The sequence below is a fragment of the Desulfobaculum bizertense DSM 18034 genome (genome assembly GCF_900167065.1).
In the GTDB taxonomy this organism is placed as follows: domain Bacteria; phylum Desulfobacterota; class Desulfovibrionia; order Desulfovibrionales; family Desulfovibrionaceae; genus Desulfobaculum; species Desulfobaculum bizertense.
Genome location: NZ_FUYA01000002.1, coordinates 301540 through 320114, shown reverse-complemented (window position 1 = coordinate 320114; position 18575 = coordinate 301540). Strand labels below are relative to the sequence as shown.

The window sequence follows — 18575 nt, the reverse complement described above, 5'->3', positions numbered from 1 at the left end:
CCTCAATGAACACACTCTCGCGTCTATTCAATTTTGCTCACAATCATAAAAACATGCTCCGACAAGCAGCGCTCTTTTCCGTTGCGGATGCTCTTCTTGAGCTTGTTCCATACGGCATACTGTACTTCGTCATCATTGAGTGCATGAATCCCCCTCTTTCTCTGGCAAAAATGGCATGGTTTTCATTTCTTGCCCTGTGCTCAATTTGCGCCCGGGCTTTTGCCCGGTGGAAAGCGGGGAACCTCGCACACAAAGCGGGGTACGGGACACTCATGGACATTCGGAGAAAGATCGCCCAGCACATCGGGCAGCTCCCAATGCTTTTCTTCTCCCACAATTCTTCCGGTTCCCTGCTCAAAACGCTCTCAGAGGACGTTGAACGCATTGAAGCGGTTCTCTGTCACCACATTCCAGATCTTTGTGCAGCAATTGCCGCACCGCTCTTGACGCTCACACTCCTCTTTTTTCTCGACTGGCGGCTTGCTCTCGCGGCACTCCTTCCACTTATTCTGGCGATTCTGTGCCAACTCGCCATGTTTCGAGAGTGCTCCACCCGGATGCAAGGCTTCCACGACAGCCTCACGGCGATGAATGGCGCTATTGTCGAGTATGTTCAGGGAATCATGGACATCAAGGCATTCAATCAGACAGTTGAATCCTACCAGCGTTTCAGCAGTTCTGTGCGCAACTTTGAAACCGTCATCAAGGACTGGTCCAAAATTTCAGGGAAATATTACGCCCTGTTTGGGACAATGCTTGGTTCAGGACTTCTGTTCGTTCTTCCTCCCGGTCTGATGCTTCTTTCAAAAGAAAGCCTCAGCATGGCTGACTTCATTCTCTTTTTGCTTCTCGTTGGGGGCTACGCAGCACCTCTCGACCGGCTTCTGAGATTTTCGAGCAAACTTCGAGAGGTCGAAGAAGGAATTCGACGCATAGACGCAATTCTCGCGCAAGCGCCCCTCCCTGATGCACCAGAAGGGAGCCTTCCTCAAAACTACGACATCACCTTTGAGAATGTTTCCTTTTCTTATGAGGAAGGGAGTCCCCTGTTTGAAAAGCTCAACCTCCATATTCCAGCGGGCACCCTCACGGCGTTTGTTGGTCCTTCCGGGGCAGGAAAAACCAGCGCAGCAATGCTCATCTCCCGGTATCAGGACGTGCAAAAAGGGCGCATCTGCATTGGAGGAGTCGACATTCGCCACATCCCCATAGCTGAACTTCTCAGGAATATTTCCTTTGTTTTCCAAGACACGTTTCTCTTTAGCGACAGCGTCCTCGAAAATATTCGACTTGCCCGGCCTGATGCTTCCGACGAGGACGTCATACATGCAGCACGGCAGGCCCGGGCGCACGACTTCATTACCCAGCTCCCGCAGGGCTACGAGACCCAGCTTGGTGACGGAGCACTCGCGCTCAGCGGAGGAGAACGGCAACGGCTCGCGATTGCCCGTGCAGTCCTTCGAAATGCTCCAATCATTATTCTTGATGAAGCGACAGCATATGCAGACCCCGAGAACGAAGCCCTGCTTCAGGAAGGAATCAGTCGGCTCCTGGAAGGGAAAACAGTTATCGTCATTGGCCACCGTCTCCGGGCCTTAACCGAAGCTGATTCAATCGCTGTTTTTGATCAGGGAACACTCCGAGGTTTTGCACCACATGACGAGCTGCTGTCATCGTGTTCACTTTACGCGACGATGTGGAACGTCCAGCAAAATGCTGCGGACTGGTCCCTGACAGACATGGAGGAATCCCATGCGTAATTTTCTGAAAAAATTTGCGGGCAATGACCTGCACACGCTCAATAAGGCAACAGTGTATGCCGTCGCAGAAGGACTTTGTGCTGGAGCGCCACTCCTTCTGCTCTTTGTTGTTCTCAAAAAAGCTCTGGACGAGAGTCTCAGTTTCTTTGACATCGCCCCCTACCTTGTTTTGCTGCTCATCTTTTTTGCAGCACAAACATTCTGCTCCATCAACTCAATACTGAACTCATGCTCTTTTGCGTATGGAACAGGGGCACGGCTCCGGCTCAAGATAGGAGAACACCTCCGGAAACTTCCTCTTGGCTATTTCAAAGAAGGGAAATCAGGAAACACCATTGAAGCGCTGCTTCTTGATGTTTTTAATGTAGAACTGGCATCGTCGACGATGTACAACAAACTGGCAACATCCTTCATCATTCCTGTTCTTGTTGCCTTTTTCATGTTCTGCATCAACACGAAGCTGACGCTTCTTATTGTTTCCACTGTTCCGCTTGCACTCTTCTTTTTTTATTTTTTCAGAAAAAAAATCGATGCACGAAGCACAGCAATGCTCTCCTCGCACCGAAACTCTGCCTCGGCAATTCTTGAATATGTGCAGGGCATCCGGACAATCAAATCCTTTAACATGACAGGCCCTTCGTTCCAGCGTCTTGATGTGGCCCTTCGAGATCTTCGTGACCAGAGCTATTCTCTGGAAGCCACAATCGCCCCTCTTTCTGAGATTTATGCCTGCATAGCCTCGCTTGGTTTTCCTCTTCTGCTTTTCTTTGGAACCAGAATGTATGCCTCAGAAGAAGTCAGTCTGGCCGTTCTTCTTTTCTTTATGATTCTAAGCCTCAAGTTCTATCAGCCACTTATGGGCATTGCCCCATATTTTTCCATGATCCGGCACCTCTCCAATTCAGCACAAAACATCAACACTGTGCTGACGACTCCGGCGCAACCCGGGGAACTGACACAATTCTCAGCACAGGGACTGCCGATTCGTTTCGACAATGTGTCCTTTAGTTATGGGGACCGCCAGGTACTCCACGACATTCAGTTCGACGCCAAGCCCGGCACCATGACCGCCCTTGTTGGTCCCTCTGGAGCGGGCAAAACAACCATTTCCCATCTCCTTGCCCGTTTCTGGGATGTAGACTCAGGAAAAATAACCATAGGCTCCCATAACGTCAGAGAAATCGCCCCAGACGCTCTTCTCAGTCAAATGACTCTGGTCATGCAGGATACACAGCTCTGGAATGACACCGTGATGAACAACATCCGCTTTGGCAATCCTCAGGCAACAGATGAGGACGTCAAAGCAGCAGCCAAGGCGGCCCTCTGCCATGATTTTATCTGCCGACTGCCCTTGGGATATGACACAGTTCTGGGGGAAAACGGGTCTTCTCTTTCAGGAGGGGAACAAAAACGAATCGCAATTGCCCGTGCAATCCTCAAAGACGCCCCCATTGTTATTCTCGATGAAGCAACGGCGTCACTTGATCCCGAAAATGAGCATCACATCCAGCAGGCGTTTTCATCGCTTGCCAGCTCCAAAACTGTCTTTGCCATCGCCCACAAGCTTTCGACCATTCGAACAGCAGACCAAATCCTTTTCATTGAAAACGGACGCATTGCAGAACGAGGCAACTTTGAATCTTTGCTGGCTCAGGGTGGACGCTTCAAAACATTTTGGGATCTGCAACAGAAAGGACAGGGATGGAAAATCAGGAGGACAAAATGAGCACACCACAAACACATTCTCTTGCGGTATTGCTGGCCTCACAGATTTTGCAGGATGACATTGCCGAGCCTCCAACACTTCGAGAGCTTGCAAAAATAGTTGGCGTTTCCCACCCAAAACTGAATCAGGAATTTCGAAAATACTTTGGAACAACAGTATTCGGATATCTTCGAAAGCTTCGTCTTGAAAAAGCCAGAGAACTTCTTGTGGTCCACCACAGCAACGTCACAGAAACGGCTTTTCAGGTTGGCTATGAAAGCCTCCCCTCGTTTAGCCGAGCCTTTTCTCTTCATTTTGGACACTGCCCACGAAACGTTCTGAAGCAAACGCAGCCACGAAAAGAACCTCAATCGCCAGAAATCAAGGAGTGCCCTCATGTTTGAGTACACGTCGAAACGTTGCCGGAAATGCCTGTTGCAGGAAGATCCAAGCCGTGGCCTTCTTCTTGACGAGACAGGGCTATGCCCTCTTTGCCGCTCGTACCAGCCAGTCGAAAGAAACTGGGAAGCACTTGAAACTCGCTTCAACGAACGCGTCAACGCTCTCAAAAAGGGGGAAAAGTATGATGCTGTTCTAATGATGAGTGGCGGCAAAGACAGTGCGTACCTTGCCTACCTGCTGACCCAAAAAATGAAGCTGAATATTTTAGGCGTCACCATCGACAATGGGTTTGAATACTCAGAGACATTCGAAAAGGCAGAGCTGCTTGCCAAGGAAATGAATATAGACCACGAGCTTCTTCATCTTCCAGCCCACGACTCAAGCCGCTTTTATCGATTCCTGATTTCGACACCGGGCCTTATGGAAAAAGACTTTGGCCAAATTTGCCTGTATTGCGGGCGCTACCTTTTGGAAAGCGGGTGCTCTTTTGCTGAACAGCACAAGATTCCCGCACTCTTTGTTGGATATAACCCTGAGCAGCTTTTTGGCATGGGGAAAACACTGGAAATCGAAATCGATGCTTTGCGTCGCCAGCAGCAGAAAGCCATTGCTGGCCGCATTACCTACCTTTTCACCCAAATGGAGCACGAGGCGAAAAAGCATCAGGACAGGAGTTTCATCCCGCACTTTAGAGAGGATATCCAGACAGACGTCATTTGCCCGTTTCTCTACCTCCCGTATCGCCCGCAGGAAATCATGGAAACCGCCTTGCAGAAAACACGCTGGGAGCCGATTTCAAGCTTTGCATCAGAGCACTATATCGCCTCAGGCTGCAAGCTCCTCAAGCTGATGGCGGCGCTCGCCAAAATCAATCATGTTTCAAGCTATATGGATTATGAATTTTCAGCTCAGGTCCGTGCGGGAGAACTCGACCCCCACGAACTGAAAAAATATTATTCAGCGCTTGAAGAACCAGAGGAATTCTATCAGTCAGTTCTCCAACAGCTTGGCCTCGACTCCTCGCTTGAAACACTTGCCCAACTCCCCTTCCAGCGTTCCACACCATAAAAACAGCGCAGCAAAACATTCATGGACTTTGCAGCCTCAAAACACTTGCGCCAACCCCAAGCACACATAAAATCCCTGAGGGGTTGGCGTTTTTTAAATATTCCATTAAATCAAACAGCTGAACAGGTTCCACCTTTTTGCATTCTTTTCAAGCTGAGCATAAAATGCAGCTTGGCGGAAACACCTCTCGGAAGCCTTACGTGCCGGGGGTTCTGCACCGCCGCAGTCGCCCCCCCCCCCACGGGAGCGTGGATTGAAACCATTATACTGCTCACCTTTAATTTTAGAAATATCGTCGCCCCCCCACGGGAGCGTGGATTGAAACCGTCCTACACGATGACGACCGGGTGAAAAGCATGTCGCCCCCCCCACCTTTCCACATGGCAACGCGCACAAAAAATGGCCGATTCTCTCACTCAAAGAGGAGAAAATCGGCCACACTTGTCTCTATCGCAGGATTTTTATCTCTCAGAAGCATCTGAGAGGCGCCCCGCGCCGCTACATTTGAGGAACACCGTTCTTCCAGTCATTCCAGTGTGCAACAACGTGGTCCACAAACCTGATGCCAACCTTGGCCGCATTGTGGATTCCAGTAGAGAAACCGCCCGGATAGTTCCCCGGAGCGGGATCAAGGTGTTCCAAAGTGCTTTCATTCGGATTTCCCTGATCGAAGTTCACCGGTGTGCGCAAGCTAATCACACGATCAGCATGACCAAACTTTTTAATCACGTATGCAACAGCCATCCCTTCCATCTCTGTGATTGAATAGGTGCCAGCTCCATAAAGATCACAAATATACTGCGCTTCTCGAGAAAGCCCGGGACCGTGGAAAAAAGTATCCGAGCACAAGCTCGTACCAACGCCAACAAACGGGCTACGCTGCGCCGTTTTCTGAGGGTACTTCTGGCGATATTTCTTCGACTGCTCAGAGTCATCCAGCGGAGTGTCCTTGGTCAGTTCAAATGCTTTCGCAACAAGTGCAGGATTAATTTTCAGCACACGAACGTCTTCATACCCTTTGCGCGGGGAAAACAGCGGATCACCAGCGGGAACTTCGCCATATGCCCATCGATGACCAAGGTCATAGTCAACAAGCCAGTCAGACCAGAAAACAGAGGCAACCGTTCCAACGCTTGGCGGAGTGCCACCGCATCCGGTGATAATAAAATAGGTTTCGGAGAAATCAAAACGAGGATCTGCCAAAAGAGCAGTCATGGAAGAAGAACTGCGAACTTTGCCCATACCAAGAACAGAACCTGCCACCCCGTCCTTGTTTACAAACAAGGCCTTTTCAGCTCCGGCAACCTCAAACGCCTTGGCTTCTGTGAAGTATCTCTCATACCAATGCTGGAACTCACCTGCTCTATCGCCAGTGTAGTCTCCGATCTCAAACTGTGCCCCAATAAAAACACGGATTTTAACCTTTTCCTGAGCAGAGGCACTGCTCACACCGCAAAGCAATGTCGCAAGAGCCACCACGCATAAAATAACTCGCTTCATATCCTCTCCAAAAGCATCACAGAAATTATACAAACACCGTAATGAATCGCATAGAGCTGATTCGCACGGGACTCCTATCACAACGCCTTTTTGAAGTGAAGATAGGAATTTTTCTCTTTTCCTATAGAGAATGGTGCAAAAAGGGCTTCATATCCCAAGTGTACATATCACGCATCACAACTTTCCCCTTATAAATCGACACACACACAAAAGCAGACACATGGAATTCATTACAGACACAAGACTATTGCAATTCTTAACATTCTTTCAAAGCCTTTCCCATTCATAAAAAGAAGACCATTCATCACATCTTAATCAAAAGCACTGTATTCTTTCGCTTTTTCTATCAAATAATGTTTCCAATTTATTATATACTATATTTTCTAAAACACACCGCTAAAATGCTTCTCATAATAAAAATTATACCACAGACAAACAGAAAGAGACTCAATATCAGTTTGATAGACCCATAAAGGCAACTTCCAACCTCTACAAACCACAGCACCCCATTCTCTGAGTTGTGAATCATACTTTTCTCTTTTAATTCATACAATTTCACATCGTATCTTTACTCCATATACTTTGTTCTGTAACAAGGCCCCAAAAAAGGAGACCGTGTGAAACACCTCAGCTTAATATTTATTGGACTACTTATACTTCTAACACCATCTTTATCTTCTGCAGAAGATGAAGACCTTTTAGTTGTGCTCGATGTTCAAGAACGAAAAGTCGAAGCCAATGGGGAGTACATGAAAGGACTTACAGTCCTTCAAGCTCTTGATGGCACCGACAAAATTGCCATTCTAGGTGGCTCATTAGACGAAATACATAAATTTGTCTTTGAAATCCCTCGCGAAGAATTCCTTACGGCAATGAAAAAAGTCGTAGATTATTCTGTATTGAATATGACAGAGCCTAACGCTCATAATTATAAAGAAATTTATACTTTCGAAGGCGATAATTTCCTCGAACCCGGCAGTCCATATCCCCAGCTCTTTTCTATTCGCTGGCACGATGACCACGGAGTTCTGCGCTACAAAGAGTTAAACACCGATAGAACTATCCGCCGTCTGGTCGATGTTCACATCCAGCAGGGCTACACGCTCACCAATGCCTTAGTTGACAAAGAACTGTACAAAAGAGCCAAGGCCGCAGCGCTCAAAGAGCGCGAACTGGAAAAGAGGCCTTAATCCTCACCACACAGGACTTTTTGCTCTCAAAAACTTCAAACAACAATGAACGACGCGCCCCTAATGCGCACGACGCGTTTTCCCGCGTACAAAAAACTCACAGACACGTTTCATAAGTGTCCCCTCGTATTTTATCCCCATAAAAAAGGCCCCAGTCTCACGACGAGGGCCTCTTTTTCCATCATAAAATCTTACAGCTATACATGTGGCTTGTTTTTTCGGGCTGTCGCTGCCTCCAGTCCCTGCTGCGCATCTCTCTTGGCCTGTCCAAGCGACTCAAGTGCTCCAAGAGCCTGCCCTGCCATGCGTTTATAGCGACGGCTTTTTTCTGCAAGCAGGAGATGCTCCCGTGCTGAAGACCAGTCATTTCTCTGCCAGTACACAAGCCCGAGCATATACTGCGCAAGCCCAGTTTTTTCCTTCATCCGGACAGCCTGTTTCAAACTGTTCTCAGCCGCAGCATAACGGCGTGTCTTATATTCAAACTGCGCCTTGGTCATCCAGCGCTTGGCCGTCGGCTTTTGCTGCACGGCCTGCTGCATCATTGCCAAAGCTTTTTTGTCGCGCCCGGCAAAGGCATATGCCCGCGCCATTTTATCACACACCTTTGCAGGCGGGATTTTGGTATAGGACTGCTCAAGGCTTCGCATGGCAAGCAGGTGCGCACCAATGTAGGAATAAATCTGAGAAAGCGTCTCGCGCTCCTGACGGGAAGGGGCATGAATGCGGTATGCAATCTCAAGGGCTGCGGCAGCACCTCGATATTTCTTTTCCGCTATGCGCACCTGAGCAAGGAGCTTCCAGTACGGGACTTCGTCTGGTCGAACCCGAAGAAAGCGAATCAGCACGCCTTCGGCCTTTCCCCACTTCTTCTGGCTAACAAGGCTATGAGCCATAAGCTGAACCCATTCAGGCTTGGCAGAACGATCCGCAAGCAAGGGGTGCAAAATATGCTCAACCCGATGGTACTGCTTGTCATAGAAAAAGCAGACTGCAGCCTGATACACGAGACTTTGGTCAGGCTTTTTCATCAAAGGACCAGACCGCAAAAAAAGCTCACCAGCCTCAGCAAAACGCTCCTGCCGAAAACGAACAACACCAAGATTCATGCACAGCTCAGGGCTTTTTGGCTCTTTTTCCAAAGCCGCAGCATAGACCTTGGCGGCCTTTTTGAGGCGATCATGCGACATCAGCCAGTTGCCATACATCAGCGAACCCAAAGGATGCGGAGACGAAGACTCCTCGACATACTTCCGAAGAAGTGCCCCGGCTTTCTGGTCCTTGCCACTTTTCATGTACTGCTGCGCCTGCTGCAAAATTCGGCCAGATCCCGGCGACAGCGCTCGGGACCACTGTGCCTCGGCAACAGTCACCCACATCAGTACAAGTACAACAGCACAGACAAAACGATGCATATGCCCTCCCTAGTCTCTGTCAAACGCAATGGGAACGATGACAGCCCAGCGTACGGGTTTGCCATCTTTTTTACCGGGGCTGAATCGCCAGCGCACCAGCGTTGATCGAACCGCATCAGCAAAGATCTTCACATTGTCTCCGCCAACAATTTTCACAGCCGTAACTTGCCCTTTTTCGTTCACAGAAAGCCGAGCTTTCACGGTTCCACGAAGCCCCCGACGACGGGCCTGCAAGGGGTACTGCGGAGTCGGGCCAAAAATCAGCATAGGCCGATCGTCCAGATCCCCAACGCCAAAGCTTCCCCCGGCCAAAGCCGGTGCATGTGCAGCGGGCTTGACTGCGGCAACATTCACCGCAACACCTTGCGAGAGTTGCGGATTGATTTCAAACTCCGCGGGAGGCAAATCAATATCAACCTTGGGCTGCGTCACGGGCACAGGGGTCTCCAGCACGGGCTGAATAAAGCGCTCTGGGGTTTCCATTTGCTCTGGCTGATTCTGCTGAACCTCTTCTTTTTGAGGACGAGGAGTTTTCAGACTCGACAGTCGCACCCCGCCTTCAATCTCAGGGACAGCTTTCTCAATGTGAGGCACAGCCATAATCAGGGGCAAAATGAACAACAAACAATTGATGCCAAGCGCAGCAAGAGTCGCCAAGGCCCAGTTTGTCGCACGAGACGCACTCACTTTGGCCTCCGCGCTGCAACGCTCACGTTTTTTACCCCTGCTTCACGGCAGGCATCCAAAACCTGAATCAACACACCACTTTCTGCGTGACGGTCCGCAGCAACCATCACTGCGCCCTCTGGAGTTTCAGCAAGAAAATGCTCCATCCACGGACGCACAGAGCGAATGTCCATACTCCGACCATCCAGCCAGACAATGCCTTCGGCATCAACGCCGACCATGACACTCACGTTTTCTTTGCGCACAGCAGTATTCGCTACCGGACGCTCAACGTCGACGCCTGATTCTTTGACAAAGCTTGTGGTTACGATGAAAAAAATCAGCAGAATAAAGACCATATCAATAAGCGGTGTCATATTGATTTCCGAAGAACGGTGACGCTGTCGCCTATATGGAGAATACGCACTCATACCGCCACCTCCGAACTAATCGCTCGCTCAACCCGACTCAAAAAAATCTCCATCTTGCGGCGAAGCTTGAGAGCCATGCGGAAAAGGATGCCGCCAGCTACCATTCCCGGAACCGCGACCATCAGACCACTCTGCGTTGTGATCAGCGCCTGAGAGATACCTCCGGCAAGCCCCTTGGCGTTACCTGTCCCAAACTCGGCAATGACATCAAAGGTATCAATCATGCCAGAAACGGTTCCCAAAAGGCCCAGCAGCGGTGCAACTGCGGCAAGAACAAGAATAGTAGGGATACCCTTGGAAATGCGCCCAGCATGCCTGTCCACAAGCACCCGACTCAGCTCAAGGTCCAGCTCTTCGCTACCGGAGCGACTCCGCAAGTAATCATGTGCCAGCGAATGCTGCCAGCCACTTCCCCGCTTTTCCAAAACATCCTGAACAGGACGTTCCTTATGTAGAAGCGGATAGAACTCGCGCACCTTCATAAAAACAAGCCACCACATCACCAGCGACAGCAGAAGAATGGGAAGCATAACGCCTCCCCCCTCTGCCAAATGGTGCAGTATCTGCGTCAAATAGCTCATTCTCGACCTCCAGCAGCAACCAGACGGGCAACAAGGGTTGTGCCCTTCTCTTCCATGTCTGCAACAATGCGGTCGACTTTCCGCTCCAGGAAATGATGCATCAGAGTCAGGGGCACCGCGACGGCAAGGCCAAGCTGAGTAGTAATCAGCGCTTCAGAAATACCGCCAGACATCAGTCGGGGATCGCCCGCGCCAAAGACCGTAATGACCTGAAAGGTATTAATCATGCCGGTAACGGTACCAAGAAGACCAAGAAGAGGAGCAACAGCAGCAAGGATGTTCATGGTTGGCAGATACCGCTCAAGGAGCGGCAACTCCTGAAGAATTGCTTCCTGCAAGCCTTTTTCCATGCTGACAAGCGTACCGCCAGAATGCAGAATAACGTGACTCAAAACACGGCAGGTCGGAGTGCTTCCCTTTGTTCCAAGGCAGGATGCGCATTTGTCACGATTGCCGCGGCCAGCCCAGACAAAGGCTTTTTCCATCTTGCACTCAGGGCACATGCGGATGCGCCACAGCGTCCAGAAACGCTCTGCGGCAATGCCAAGACCAATGAGACCAGCAAGCAGAATCGGCCATACAAGGAAGCCACCATTTTCAAGAGCCAAAGCAAAGCTGCTTTTCTTTTCAAAACGCTTGAAGACTTCGCCCCCAGAAAAATCAACAGGCGCGTCAATGCGCTTTCCCTGCACAAAATCTTTAAGAGCGCCTACGGAACCATTCAGGTCACCCGACACAGCTTCGAGCATCCCGCCAGCCGCAGGCCGCAAAAAGCCTGCTCCATCCGAAGAAACAAAGCCCGCAGTCAATGTACCAAGGCGTAAAATCGTTCCGTTATGCTCGGAACCATCCTCCCCAATCCACATTCCTTTGCGCTTTGTGACCTCTCCAGAAGATGCCATTGCAGCAAAGCTCATTCTGGAAAGCGACTGAATTCCACTCAGCCCCGGGAAATGCCCCGAATCAAGGAGCGCAGACAAGGCCACAAGCTGTTCTGGGTTTTCTGCGGTTGCCGGACTCATCAGCGCCCGCTCCTTGAGCTGGCGAGCCGCGCCACGGACAGAACCTGAGAGCAGATCCATTTCTGCTTTTCGACTCTCAAGCTGCTTGCGCAGGGTAAGCTCCTGAGCCGTCAACTCTTCAAACTGAGCCATAAGCTTTGCATGATGAGCCTTTCGTCTGGCTCGTTCAGCCCGCATTTCCGCACGCTCTTTTCGAAGCTCCGCACGCTGCTGCTGAATCGCTTTTCGCGTTAGCAATGCATCAGACTGTGTTTCAGTCCTCAGTTTTTTGACCGAGTTCAGCGTGTTTGACCACGCCTTTCCGTCCGCTTTCTGGGCATCAGCAGCAAAAACTGAACTCGACAAAAAACACAATGTGCACAGGCACAGAATCAATTTTTTCATTTGTCTGCACCTCCAAGAGGAAGCGCAACAAGCTCTGTAAAGCGCTTCTGGTCAATCATATTCTGCAAGTGTTTGATGGCATCAGTGGAAGAGTTTGGGAGCATGGTATATTCCTTGAGTTTCTTGTCATAGATTCCGGAATGCTCTCCATCTGGAGTCAGGCAATAGAGGCCAAGGCGACCAGCACGGACCAGCGTCACATGCGTCTCCTTGCCGTCCAGCATGACCAGTGCAGACTGTGTATCCGCGCTTTGTCCATATCCAAGCTCTGCATCTATTGCCTCAAAAACCCGCCGCAGCTTTTCACCCAAGGCAAGACTGTGGTCATCAAGCGTCTGCTCAAGGAACTGCACCCGGCGCTGTCGCTCTTCTGGCAAAAAAGGTAAATCCGACTTCACAAAGGCAGAGAAATTCTCAACCATCTCATACAGGAATGGCTCCAGCCCGTTTTCAATCTTTTTCAACTCAGCCTGAACCCGCTCCAGCTCGGCAATTTTGCCCTGCATGTCCCGCACGTATCTAGAATATTTCTTCTCCTGAAATCCCAGCCACATGTTTTCATTTTTCAGCTGGCGCAGTTCTTCGAGAATTTGCGCTTTCTCACCCTGCCACTTCGCATTATCCTTTTGGGCGGCAATCTCAGTTCCAATGGCGTCCTGCACAATGTGTTCTGCATCAGCAGGAGAAGCCAACACAGTTCCGGACTGCGCCACGAGAAGCGCTCCCAGCACTGTCCCGACGAGTTTTTTGCATAACTGCTGTCTCATTCCTCAATCCCTTATATTGCCTCGCGCAGCCTTTCCGATTCACCAGAAAAGCTGCCACAGGCGTTTGCAGCCTGAACAAGCTGTTGTGTGTATGGATGCCGTGGGCGCAAAAACACATCCTGCGGCGCCCCAGACTCAACAATTTTCCCCTCACGCATAACCAATACCCGGTGGCAAAATGCCTGAGTCAGATGCAGGTCATGCGTAATAAACAAATATGAAAGCCCTCGCTCACGCTGGAGCTTTCGCAAAAGGTCAATCACCTGAAACTGTACGGTACGGTCCAGTGATGACGTTGGTTCATCCAGCAAAAGAAGGCGCGGCTTCAAAACAAGAGCGCGAGCTATGGCAATCCGCTGACGCTGACCACCAGAAAACTCGTGTGGGTACCTGTGACGCGTTTCAGCATCCAGACCGACTTCCTCCAACGCCGCACAAACCCGCGTTTCCGCCTCCTCCCTGCGGAGCTTTTCGTGCGCCCACAGTCCTTCGGCAACAATGTCTCCAACGCTCATACGCGGGCTCAGGGAACCAAAAGGATCCTGAAAGACAACCTGAAACTTCTTTCGCATGGGGCGCAGGTCTTTTTCTGAAAGAGACGAAATGTCCTGTCCGGCAAACTGAATCTGCCCTTCACTTTTCTGCAGCCGCAAAAGCGCCATTCCAAGAGTGCTCTTGCCTGAGCCAGACTCACCAACAAGGCCAATGCACTCCCCCTGACGAATATCCAGAGAGACTCCATCAACGGCTTTGACGTAACTCCGAACCCGCCGCAGCACCCCCGTATTCACGGGGAACCACACCCGCATCTCACGGGCTGTCAAAACGGAAGGAGCCACAGGAGAAAGCTCTACAGGCTGACCATGAAGTCCTGCCCCCAAAAGCTGCCGGGTATACGCATGTTTTGGGGCAGAAAAAATTTGCTCAACGCCCCCCTGCTCAACAAGCATCCCGTCGTGCATAACGCACACCCGGTCTGCATACTGCCGCACCAGCCGGAGATCATGACTAATGAACAGCACGCTCATTTTGAGCTGGCGAGTGAGGCGAGCCATCAGCTCCAGGATTTGACTCTGCACAGTCACATCCAGAGCTGTTGTCGGCTCATCCGCAATAAGAAGTTGTGGTTCTCCGGCCAGAGCTGCCGCGATCATGACACGCTGGCACTGGCCACCCGACAGTTCATGTGGATATGCACCACAACGCTGGGCCGCATTGTCGATCCCTACAAGCCTCAAAAGCTCAAGACATCGGGCTTTTGCCTGCTGCCCAGAAATTCCCTGCTGCCAGAGCAGCGTCTCACAAATATTTTTCTCAATGGTGTGCAAGGGGTTCAGGCTGGGCCGAGGCTCCTGAAAAACCATCGCAGAAACAGCTCCACGGATACGGCGCAACTCCTGCGGACTGGCACTCAGGACATCCATCCCGTCGAGCACAACCGAGCCACCTGTCAGTTGCGCTCCCGGTGGCAAAAGGCCCATGACAGACTTTGCCGTAAGGGATTTTCCTGAACCAGACTCACCGACAAGGGCGAGGGTTTCTCCGGGATGAATATCAAAAGAGACATCCCGGACAGCCTGAGTTTCTCCAAAAGAAATGCCGAGGTTCTGAACAGAAAGAAGAGAAGACGTCACAACGAGGAACTCCTGTTTGGGTCAAGAGCGTCTCGCGCTGCTTCACCAATGAACACAAGAAGCGTGAGTAAAAGAGAAAGTACACAAAACGCCGAGAGACCTATCCACGGTGCGTGGAGGTTCGCCTTTCCCTGTGCAAGCAGTTCTCCAAGGGATGGAGAGCCTGCGGGCATGCCAAAACCAAGAAAATCCAGAGAGGTCAGCGTCCCGATTGCGCCATTGAGCAAAAACGGAAGAAAGGTCAGCCCTGCCACCATTGCGTTTGGCAAAATGTGGCGAAACATGATTGTCCTGTCCCTAATGCCAAGCGCCCGGGCAGCGCGGACGTAGTCGAGATTTCGCCCACGCAAAAACTCTGCCCGAACAACACCAACCAGAGACATCCAGCCAAAGAGCAGCATGATGCCAAGAAGCCACCAAAAACCGGGCTGAATCATGTCGGAGAGAATAATCAGAAGGTACAGCACAGGCATTCCAGACCAGATTTCCATAAAGCGCTGAGTCACAAGGTCGACCTTGCCACCGTAATAGCCCTGAATGGCTCCGGCACAAATCCCAACAACGGAACTAAAGAGTGTCAGAAGCAGGCCAAACAGCACGGAAATTCGGAAGCCATAAATCAGACGCGCAAGTAAATCTCGGCCCTGATCGTCTGTGCCGAGCCAGTGGTGCACCGAGGGCGGAGCTGGAACAGGAACGGTCAGCGAATAGTCAATGGTGTCATCCGCAAAATGAATCAGGGGCCACAGGGCAAAGCCCTTTTCTTTGATATTTTTGGCGATGTACGGGTCGCGAAAATCCGCAGGAGCATCAAAATCGCCTCCAAACGTCGTTTCTGCGTAGTCCTGCACAACAGGGAAAAAAGCCTGCCCTTCATACCACACAAAGAGCGGCCGATCGTTGGCAAGAAACTCTGCCCCCAGAGAGCAGCTCAGAAGAATGGCAAAGAGCACCAGAGACCAAAAACCTCTCCGATTCTGCCGAAATAGGCGCAAACGGCGAAGAGTCAGAGGGGAAAACTTAAACATTGCTCCCCCCCTGCTTCTCAAAGCTAATGCGCGGATCAATAAACATGTAGGTCATGTCGCTTATAAGCTTTGTGACCAGCCCTATCAGGGTAAAAATATACAGCGTTGCAAACATCACAGGATAATCCCGCTGCATGGCTGCTTCAAAACCAAGAAGTCCAATTCCGTTCAGCGAAAAAATGACCTCAATAAGCAGCGAGCCAGTGAAAAACATATGCACAAATGCGGCAGGAAATCCTGAAATGACAATCAGCATAGCGTTTCGAAAAACATGACCATATAAAACTCGGTTCTTTGTCAGGCCCTTAGCTTTTGCTGCCGTGACATAGAGCTTCCCGATCTCGTCCAAAAATGAATTCTTGGTGAGCATGGTCAACGTCGCAAAGCCCCCAATCACCATTGCCGAAATGGGCAAAATCAGATGCGACACATAGTCACGAAGCTGCCCCCATGTGCTCATCTGCTCAAAGCCCGGCGACACCAGCCCTCGCAAAGGAAACCATTTGAAATAGCTTCCTCCAGCAAACAGCACGACCAAGACAATCGCGAAAAGAAAGACAGGGACAGCATTCCCAATGACCACAGCAAGCCCAGTCAAGGCATCAAAGCGGCTCCCGTTATGAACGGCCTTTTTGATGCCAAGCGGGATGGACACAAGGTAGATAATCAGCGTGCTCCAAATCCCAAGAGACATGGACACGGGCAGGCTATCCGCCAAAAGTTCAGTAACGCTTCGCCCCTTGAAAAAGCTGTCTCCAAAATCAAAACGAATGTAGCGCCACAGCATATCCACAAAGCGCTGCCACATCGGTTTGTCAAAGCCGTACATCTTTTCCACATCGCGAACGAGTTCAGGAGAAATGCCCCGGTATGAGCTTCCTGTCCCCGCTCCGGATTCTTCGAGGGAAACAGTTCCCACACCATCGTCCGTGCCGCCGTTAATCCTGTCCATCAGCTCTGGAGAATCGCCAGACATCCGGGCGAGGAACTGGTCAACTGGCCCTCCGGGAGCGGTCTGGATAACAAAAAAATTCAGGGCAAGAATGCCTAAAAGTGTCGGAATCACCAGCGCAAGACGCCGAATAAAATAGGAACTCATTGCTGTGCCCCAGAAAAGCCTGCGGCCTGAATCCGGGCATCTCCCTCAGGAGAAAACCACCAGCTAAAGAGATCTGTTCCCCGCGAAGGACGAAGCTTCGGCATTCCAAAGCGATCCCAGTAGGCAATGCGATCAATGGGGCTATACCAGCCCGGAACAACATAGGCTTCCCAGAGAAGTACACGGTCCAGTGCATGAACCGCAGTCAGAAGTTCATCCCTGTTCTGAGCGCCGATAACTTTGTCGACAAGCCCGTCCACAACGGGATTCTGAATCCCTGCAAGGTTTCTTGTCCCCGGAGTTTTGGCCGCCGAACTTGTCCAGAAGAGCCGCTGCTCACTTCCCGGCGAATCAGACTGGCGCATAACCCCAACAACCATGTCGTAGTCATACGAACGGATACGGCGAATATAGCGGGAGGAATCAGCCAGAGAGACATGCATGGTAATGCCAAGCCGCTTCAAATTCTTCTGGTATGGCAGAACCACCCGCTCCATGCTGGGAGAACGCAATAGCATTTCAAACTCAAAGCTTTTCCCCTGAGCATTCCTCAACACTCCGTCCCGCAAGGTCCAGCCCGCTTCACGAAGAAGCGTGAGGGCCTTGCGCAGCTGAGGACGAATGCGCCCGGAGCCATCGCTTTTGCTCAGGGTAAACGGGCTTACAAAAAGCTCCTGAGGAAGTGCGCTCCGATACGGCTCCAAAAGGGAAAGCTCTTTCCCCTGTGGAACGCCAGAGCTGGCAAATTCAGAATTACTAAAAAAGCTTAGACAGCGTGCGTACTGCCCATAAAACAAAGCCCGGTTTGTCCACTCAAAGTCAAACGCGAGTCCAAGAGCCTGACGAACTTTGCGATCAGCAAAAAGAGGACGACGGGTGTTCATCACAAAACCCTGCATTCCTGACGGACGAGTGTGACGAATGGCCTCTCTCTTCAAAAGTCCGGCGTCCACCGCAGGACCAACATATTCCTCGGCCCACGACTTCGCACTGCTCACCATCTGAAAATCAAATTCACCACTCCGAAATGCCTCGCCAGCAACAGTTCTGTCCCGGTAGTAATCAAAACGGATACGATCGAAATTAAAACGTCCCGCATTGACAGGGAGGTCTGCACCCCACCAGTCTTTGACCCGCTCATATTCAACGCTGTAGCCAGTGGATGAGCGTTTCACTACATACGGGCCGCAGCCCGGCGCCTGCTCAAGAGTCGGTTTCGAAAAATCACGGCCTTTCCACCAGTGCGCGGGCAAGACTGGGAGCTGCGCCGCAACAACCGGAAGCTCCGGATTTTTTGCATCGGCAAGCTCAAAGCGCACGGTATGCGCATCACGTGCAGTCACACGCACAATTCCCGCATAGTATTTGCGATACATGGGACTGCCCTTGTGCATAAGGGCATCAAAGGAAAAAACCACATCCTCTGCGCTCACGGGATGCCCGTCAGAAAAACGTGCACGTGGATTGAGATGGCACAGAAGTGTTGCCCCGCCGTCCACAAGCTCGAATGAGCTGGCAACATAAGGGTACTGGGTAAACGGTTCATCCCGGGACGAGGTCGTCAGCGTTGCATTCACCAGTCCAATTCCTGCCGCAGGAATCCCACGGGCAACATAGGGATGAAAGCTATCAAATGTTCCAATGCTCGCGAGCCGGAGTTGTCCTCCTTTGGGAGCATCGGGATTTGCGTAGGGGAAATGCTGAAAATCAGACGAAAGCTGCGGGGCCTTTCCAAGGGTTAGGGCAGAAAGGACCTTTGCCTCGCTAGACTGCGGATAAAAGCCCAAAAGTCCTAAACCTAAAAACACAAAACACACGACCCGAAGTCGTCGTAACAGGCTCATAAAATACGTTCTCCAACCACTAAAATTCGAGCTGCGAATCAGCCATGTTTAGGAGAACTCTTATTCGAGATTGAATTTC

16 protein-coding genes are annotated in these 18575 nt (G+C 50.9%); 5 read left to right on the top strand and 11 right to left on the bottom strand.

All coding sequences use genetic code 11. From position 1 onward, the window contains the following. The first annotated feature begins 5 nt into the window (after positions 1-5). From B5D23_RS04335 to B5D23_RS04320, 4 genes are read left to right on the top strand one after another with little or no spacing between them, the layout of a single operon-like run. On the top strand, positions 6-1760 hold the full coding sequence (locus B5D23_RS04335) for an ABC transporter ATP-binding protein (RefSeq protein WP_078684181.1): 1755 nt from the start codon (positions 6-8) through the stop codon (positions 1758-1760). Then, positions 1753-3486, top strand: coding sequence for an ABC transporter ATP-binding protein (locus B5D23_RS04330; protein WP_078684180.1), 1734 nt, complete (start codon positions 1753-1755; stop codon positions 3484-3486). Before B5D23_RS04335 ends, B5D23_RS04330 begins: the two co-directional genes overlap by 8 nt. Then, on the top strand, positions 3483-3869 hold the full coding sequence (locus tag B5D23_RS04325) for a helix-turn-helix transcriptional regulator (protein ID WP_200803623.1): 387 nt from the start codon (positions 3483-3485) through the stop codon (positions 3867-3869). The genes B5D23_RS04330 and B5D23_RS04325 overlap by 4 nt, the downstream gene beginning before the upstream one ends. Then, positions 3862-4935, top strand: coding sequence for an adenine nucleotide alpha hydrolase family protein (locus B5D23_RS04320; protein ID WP_078684178.1), 1074 nt, complete (start codon positions 3862-3864; stop codon positions 4933-4935). The genes B5D23_RS04325 and B5D23_RS04320 overlap by 8 nt, the downstream gene beginning before the upstream one ends. A gap of 498 nt (positions 4936-5433) precedes the next feature. Here B5D23_RS04320 and B5D23_RS04315 read toward each other — a convergent pair whose 3' ends face one another. Next, on the bottom strand, positions 5434-6435 hold the full coding sequence (locus B5D23_RS04315) for a purine-nucleoside phosphorylase (RefSeq protein WP_078684177.1): 1002 nt from the start codon (positions 6433-6435) through the stop codon (positions 5434-5436). Positions 6436-7052: 617 nt separating this feature from the next. Between B5D23_RS04315 and B5D23_RS04310 the strand changes: the two genes are divergently transcribed. Further along, entirely contained in the window at positions 7053-7625 is a 573-nt protein-coding gene (locus B5D23_RS04310) for a hypothetical protein (RefSeq protein ID WP_078684176.1), read from the top strand. Between the two features lie 197 nt (positions 7626-7822). Here B5D23_RS04310 and B5D23_RS04305 read toward each other — a convergent pair whose 3' ends face one another. The 10 genes from B5D23_RS04305 to B5D23_RS04260 are packed head-to-tail and all read right to left on the bottom strand — an operon-like array spanning position 7823 to position 18496. Continuing rightward, entirely contained in the window at positions 7823-9040 is a 1218-nt protein-coding gene (locus B5D23_RS04305; protein WP_078684175.1) for a tetratricopeptide repeat protein, read from the bottom strand. Between the two features lie 9 nt (positions 9041-9049). Further along, the gene (locus tag B5D23_RS04300; RefSeq protein ID WP_078684174.1) at positions 9050-9727 is read right to left on the bottom strand and encodes an energy transducer TonB; all 678 of its coding nucleotides are present in this window, start codon (positions 9725-9727) and stop codon (positions 9050-9052) included. Continuing rightward, entirely contained in the window at positions 9724-10137 is a 414-nt protein-coding gene (locus B5D23_RS04295; protein ID WP_078684173.1) for an ExbD/TolR family protein, read from the bottom strand. The genes B5D23_RS04300 and B5D23_RS04295 overlap by 4 nt, the downstream gene beginning before the upstream one ends. Further along, positions 10134-10718, bottom strand: a complete 585-nt coding sequence (locus B5D23_RS04290) for a MotA/TolQ/ExbB proton channel family protein (protein WP_078684172.1) — start codon at positions 10716-10718, stop codon at positions 10134-10136. The genes B5D23_RS04295 and B5D23_RS04290 overlap by 4 nt, the downstream gene beginning before the upstream one ends. After that, positions 10715-12124, bottom strand: coding sequence for a MotA/TolQ/ExbB proton channel family protein (locus B5D23_RS04285; protein ID WP_078684171.1), 1410 nt, complete (start codon positions 12122-12124; stop codon positions 10715-10717). Before B5D23_RS04285 ends, B5D23_RS04290 begins: the two co-directional genes overlap by 4 nt. Continuing rightward, positions 12121-12891 carry a DUF3450 domain-containing protein gene (locus B5D23_RS04280; RefSeq protein ID WP_078684170.1) on the bottom strand — a complete coding sequence of 257 codons (771 nt, stop codon included), beginning with the start codon at positions 12889-12891 and terminating at the stop codon, positions 12121-12123. Before B5D23_RS04280 ends, B5D23_RS04285 begins: the two co-directional genes overlap by 4 nt. A gap of 11 nt (positions 12892-12902) precedes the next feature. After that, positions 12903-14525: an ABC transporter ATP-binding protein gene (locus tag B5D23_RS15280; protein WP_078684169.1), complete on the bottom strand. Its 1623-nt coding sequence runs from the start codon at positions 14523-14525 to the stop codon at positions 12903-12905. After that, on the bottom strand, positions 14522-15553 hold the full coding sequence (locus B5D23_RS04270; RefSeq protein WP_078684168.1) for an ABC transporter permease: 1032 nt from the start codon (positions 15551-15553) through the stop codon (positions 14522-14524). Before B5D23_RS04270 ends, B5D23_RS15280 begins: the two co-directional genes overlap by 4 nt. Next, positions 15546-16652: a microcin C ABC transporter permease YejB gene (locus B5D23_RS04265; protein ID WP_078684167.1), complete on the bottom strand. Its 1107-nt coding sequence runs from the start codon at positions 16650-16652 to the stop codon at positions 15546-15548. Before B5D23_RS04265 ends, B5D23_RS04270 begins: the two co-directional genes overlap by 8 nt. Next, positions 16649-18496, bottom strand: coding sequence for an extracellular solute-binding protein (locus B5D23_RS04260; RefSeq protein ID WP_078684166.1), 1848 nt, complete (start codon positions 18494-18496; stop codon positions 16649-16651). The genes B5D23_RS04265 and B5D23_RS04260 overlap by 4 nt, the downstream gene beginning before the upstream one ends. Between the last annotated feature and the right edge of the window lie 79 nt (positions 18497-18575).